This window comes from Streptomyces sp. NPDC054956, assembly GCF_053609185.1.
The window spans coordinates 1-4261 of sequence record NZ_JBSGXB010000465.1; the positions used below are offsets into that span (position 1 = coordinate 1).

The following is a 4261-nucleotide window of genomic DNA, read 5'->3' on the forward strand; positions in this document are numbered from 1 at the left end:
GGATTCCCTTGCAGACCTCGAAGATCTCCTCGGGGTCGGGCAGCCGCCCCTTGCCGGTGTCCTTGCCGGTGAGCCGGCCGACGGCCGGCTCGATGACGACGGCGCCGCGCAGGCGCAGCGTGGCCACGTTCTCCTGGGTGGCCGGGTGCTCCCACATCTCGGTGTGCATCGCGGGTGCGAACACCACGGGACAGCGCGCGGTGAGCAGCGTGTTGGTGAGCAGGTCGTCGGCCAGCCCGTGGGCGGCCTTGGCCAGCATGTCGGCGGTGGCCGGGGCGACGACGACGAGGTCGGCGGACTGGCCGATCCGCACGTGCGGCACCTCGTGGACGCTCTCCCAGACCTCGGTGGAGGCCGGGTTCCCGGAGAGGGCGGCCCAGGTGGCCTCGCCGACGAAGTTCAGCGACGCCGCCGTCGGCACCACCCGTACGTCGTGCCCCGACTCGGTCAGCCGACGCAGCAGCTCGCACGCCTTGTAGGCGGCGATCCCGCCGCTGACTCCGAGCACGACCTTCGGCTTACCCACCACACACGCCCCTTCGGCTGGTCCCCGTACTCACCTATGACACATATGACACACCACAGGCCCGGCAGATGTTCTGCCGGGCCTGTGGTGAAAGGAAAAACTCGTGCCTTACTGAGCCGGGGCCTCGATGGCCTCGGAGGTCAGCAGACCCGCGTTGATCTCGCGCAGCGCGATCGAAAGCGGCTTCTCGTGGACGTGGGTGTCCACCAGCGGGCCGACGTACTCGAGCAGGCCCTCACCGAGCTGCGAGTAGTACGCGTTGATCTGACGGGCACGCTTGGCCGCGTAGATCACGAGGCTGTACTTCGAGTCCGTGGCCTCGAGCAGCTCGTCGATCGGCGGGTTGATGATGCCCTCGGGCGCAGTGATGGAAGAGGACACGCTCTACCTTCCGAAGATGGGTTGAAAGATCCGTTGACGAACACCGATCGACTGAAAAAATCGATCAACGATCAAACAACATTCATCAAGGCTAGCAGCTCGCGCGCCACGTCCTCGACCGAGGTGTTGACCAGGGTGGTGTCGAACTCGGATTCGGCAGCGAGTTCGATCTTGGCGGCGGCGAGCCTGCGCTCGACGACCTCCGGTGATTCCGTGCCCCTGCCGGTGAGCCGGCGAACCAGCTCGTCCCAGCTCGGAGGCGCCAGAAAGACCAGCTGGGCCTCGGACATCGACTCCCGGACCAGTCGGGCGCCCTGGAGATCGATCTCCAGCAGTACCGGCTCGCCGTTCTCCAGGCGTTCCAGCACCGCGCCGCGGGGTGTGCCGTAGCGGTTGCCCGCGAACTCGGCCCACTCCAGCAGCTCGCCGTTGGCGATCAGCTTGTCGAACTCGTCGTCGTTGACGAAGAAGTACTGGACTCCGTGTCGCTCACCGGGCCGCGGCTTGCGGGTGGTGGCCGACACCGAGAGCCAGACCTCGGGGTGGACCTTGCGCATATGCGCGACGACCGTGCTCTTGCCGACCCCCGAGGGGCCGGAGAGCACGGTCAGCCGCGGACGAACCTCTGCTGCCATAGAGCGATTATCCAGGTTCTCGGGACTGCCTGAGAACGCCGGTCGAACTTCAGGCGACGCGTCAGCCGGCAGGAGTGCCGAACTCACGCTCCAGAGAAGCGATCTGGTTGGAACCGAGACCTCGGACACGCCGGGACTCGGAGATGCCGAGGCGCTCCATGATCTGCTTGGCGCGCACCTTGCCGACGCCAGGCAGGGACTCCAGAAGTGCGGAGACCTTCATCTTGCCGATGACGTCATTCTCCTGGCCCGTCTTGATGACGTCCTGGAGGGAGGCGCCGGAGTGCTTGAGTCGATTCTTCACCTCGGCCCGCTCCCGGCGAGCCGCGGCGGCCTTTTCGAGCGCTGCTGCGCGCTGTTCAGGGGTAAGGGGCGGAAGAGCCACGCCTACGTCACCTCGGATGTCGAACTGTCGGATACGGACCGGTGGGGAGCTTGAGGGCACCACACCAGGGAAGCGCCCGAACAGCGGTGTTGCTCGATCACTGCTCGTTCACTCTGGTCGGAGACTAGCGGCCATCACCGCTCCCGTCAGCGAGAACGGACGAAAAGTCCTGGTCAGCCTCCACTGAACCGTACATCACGGACAAACTACCCCGGTTTTGTCCGGTGAAAGACGTTCGATTTTCGTCAGACAGTGCGATGAGCGAGCCCGACGGCCTCCTCGAACGCTCCGATTCCGCGTGCGGCGAGTGCCGAACGCAGCTCGTCGCGGATCCTCAGCGGCGCGGACGGATCGTTGAACAGAGCCGTCCCGACGGCCACTCCGGAAGCCCCGGCGAGGACGAATTCCAGCGCGTCCCGGCCGGAGGCGATCCCGCCCATCCCGAGGATGGGGACCCGCCGTACGGAGCCGGCGAGCATCGCCCCGTGGACCTGGTGGACGCAGCGCACCGCGACGGGCCGGATCGCGGGCCCCGAGAGACCGCCGGTGACCCCCGCGAGGGCCGGGCGCATCGTGTCGGTGTCGATGGACATGCCGAGCACCGTGTTGATCATCGAGAGCCCGTCGGCGCCCGCCTCCGTACAGGCCGCCGCGATGTCGGTGATCCGGGTGACGTCGGGCGACAGCTTGGCGTAGACGGGCAGCGCGGGGTCGGCCGCCGCCTTGACCGCCGCGACGACGTCGAAGGAGGCATCGGCGTCACAGGCGAAGACGAGCCCGCGACTGGCGACGTTGGGGCAGGAGATGTTGGCCTCGATGCCGACCACCCCGGGCTGCCCGGTCAGCCGGGCGGCCGCCGCGGCGAACTCCTCCGCCCGCTCCCCCGCGACCGATACGAGCACCCGTGCCCCGCGTTCGGCCAGCCAGGGCAGCTCGTGCTCGACGAAGTGGTCGATGCCGGAGCCCTGGAGGCCGATGGAGTTCAGCATCCCGCTGGGGGTCTCTGCCATGCGCGGAGTGGCCCTGCCGGAGCGGACGTACGGCATCACGGTCTTGGTGGTGATCGTGCCGAGCTCTCCGAGGGGGGTGAAGCGGTGCAGCTCGCGGCCGTAGCCGGCGCAGCCGGAGGCGGTGGAGACGGGGTTGGGGAGGGTGACGTGCGCACCGAGCGGTGCCGACATGTCGACGTCTTCGGGGTTCATCGCTCGCGTCATCGCGCACCCGCCTCGGGAGCCATGGCGGCGGCGCCCTCGAGATCCTCGGGCAGGCTCCCGGCATCGTCCCACCGCACGGTGGTGCCGTCGAACACAGGGCCGGATGTGCAGGAGCGAAGGAAGCGGGTGACGCCGTCGGGGCCGGTGACGGGCAGGACGCAGCTCATGCAGATCCCGATCCCGCAGGCCATGGCCTCCTCGACGGCGGTGTGACTGGCGGCGCCGGCGGTGGTGGCGATCTCCGTGACGGCCCTGAGCATGCCCATCGTTCCGCAGGAGTGGACCTCGGTGGCGCCGACCGCGGCGATGGCCTCGGGGAGCGGATCGGTGACCCGGCCCCGGCGGCCGGCCGACCCGTCGTCGGTGACGACGTACACGTGCTCGGAGAGCTCCTCGGCCCGCTCGACCCCGAACAGCCGGTCCGCGGTGGCGGCGCCGAGCACGAAGGCGACCCGGCCGCCGCGGCTCCGGATCTCCTCGGCGAGGGCCGCCATCGGGGCGCTGCCGTAACCGCCGGCGACGAGGACCGCTCCGACGGGGCCGTCGGGGAGGGGGAAGGGCGTGCCGAGGGGCGCGATCAGGTCGACGGTGTCGCCGGCCCGGTGCCGGGCCAGCGCCCTGGTCCCCCGGCCGGCCTCGGCGAAGACGAACTCGACGGTTCCCTCTACGGGGTCGGCGCGGTGGATGGAGAGGGCGCGCCGCAGCAGTGTGGAGGAGTCGCGGCCGCCGATGGCCAGCGCCCCGAAGTGACCGGGCCGCGCTCCCGTGACGCCGGGGGCATCGAGGACGAGGTGGTGGTACGCCCCGACGGGTGTGATCCGCCGGATGGTGGCGAGGGTCTGTACAGGGGGCACGCGGAGCGCTCCGTCCGAGAAGGGGGCCGAACCCCCCACCCCATGCTCACCCCGGCCGACCCGTGAATCACCGGCCCGAAGCCCTGACCCTCCGGGCCGTACGCCCTTACCGGGCGCCGCGCCCGCCGGCGGGGGCGCGGTCCGCTGCGCGGGGCGGAGTCCCCTACCCGCCCTTCCCCCGTTCCCAGGGCTCCGCCCTGCCCCACCAAGGCCCGGGCTCCGCCCGGCCCCCTGGGACTCCGCCCCGGACCCCGCGCCTCAAACGC

6 protein-coding genes are annotated in these 4261 nt (G+C 70.0%); all 6 read right to left on the reverse strand.

Going from position 1 to position 4261, the window contains the following annotated elements; all coding sequences use genetic code 11:
• Positions 1 to 526 (reverse strand): flavoprotein (locus ACWGDE_RS36655; protein ID WP_453393409.1); only part of this gene is annotated, 526 nt, incomplete at its 3' end.
• Positions 527 to 634: 108 nt separating this feature from the next.
• A complete protein-coding gene (gene rpoZ, locus ACWGDE_RS36660; RefSeq protein ID WP_004948662.1) occupies positions 635 to 907 on the reverse strand; it encodes a DNA-directed RNA polymerase subunit omega in 273 nt (90 codons plus the stop codon).
• 71 nt (positions 908 to 978) lie between these two features.
• On the reverse strand, positions 979 to 1542 hold the full coding sequence (gmk, locus tag ACWGDE_RS36665; RefSeq protein ID WP_453393410.1) for a guanylate kinase: 564 nt from the start codon (positions 1540 to 1542) through the stop codon (positions 979 to 981).
• 61 nt (positions 1543 to 1603) lie between these two features.
• Positions 1604 to 1927 (reverse strand): integration host factor, encoded by a 324-nt coding sequence (locus tag ACWGDE_RS36670; RefSeq protein ID WP_112452485.1) that lies wholly within the window; start codon positions 1925 to 1927, stop codon positions 1604 to 1606.
• A 245-nt stretch (positions 1928 to 2172) separates the two neighbouring features.
• Complete coding sequence (locus ACWGDE_RS36675) at positions 2173 to 3129, reverse strand: dihydroorotate dehydrogenase (protein WP_453393411.1); 957 nt, start codon at positions 3127 to 3129, stop codon at positions 2173 to 2175.
• An 8-nt stretch (positions 3130 to 3137) separates the two neighbouring features.
• Positions 3138 to 3995, reverse strand: coding sequence for a dihydroorotate dehydrogenase electron transfer subunit (locus ACWGDE_RS36680; protein WP_453393412.1), 858 nt, complete (start codon positions 3993 to 3995; stop codon positions 3138 to 3140).
• Positions 3996 to 4261: the final 266 nt, after the last annotated feature.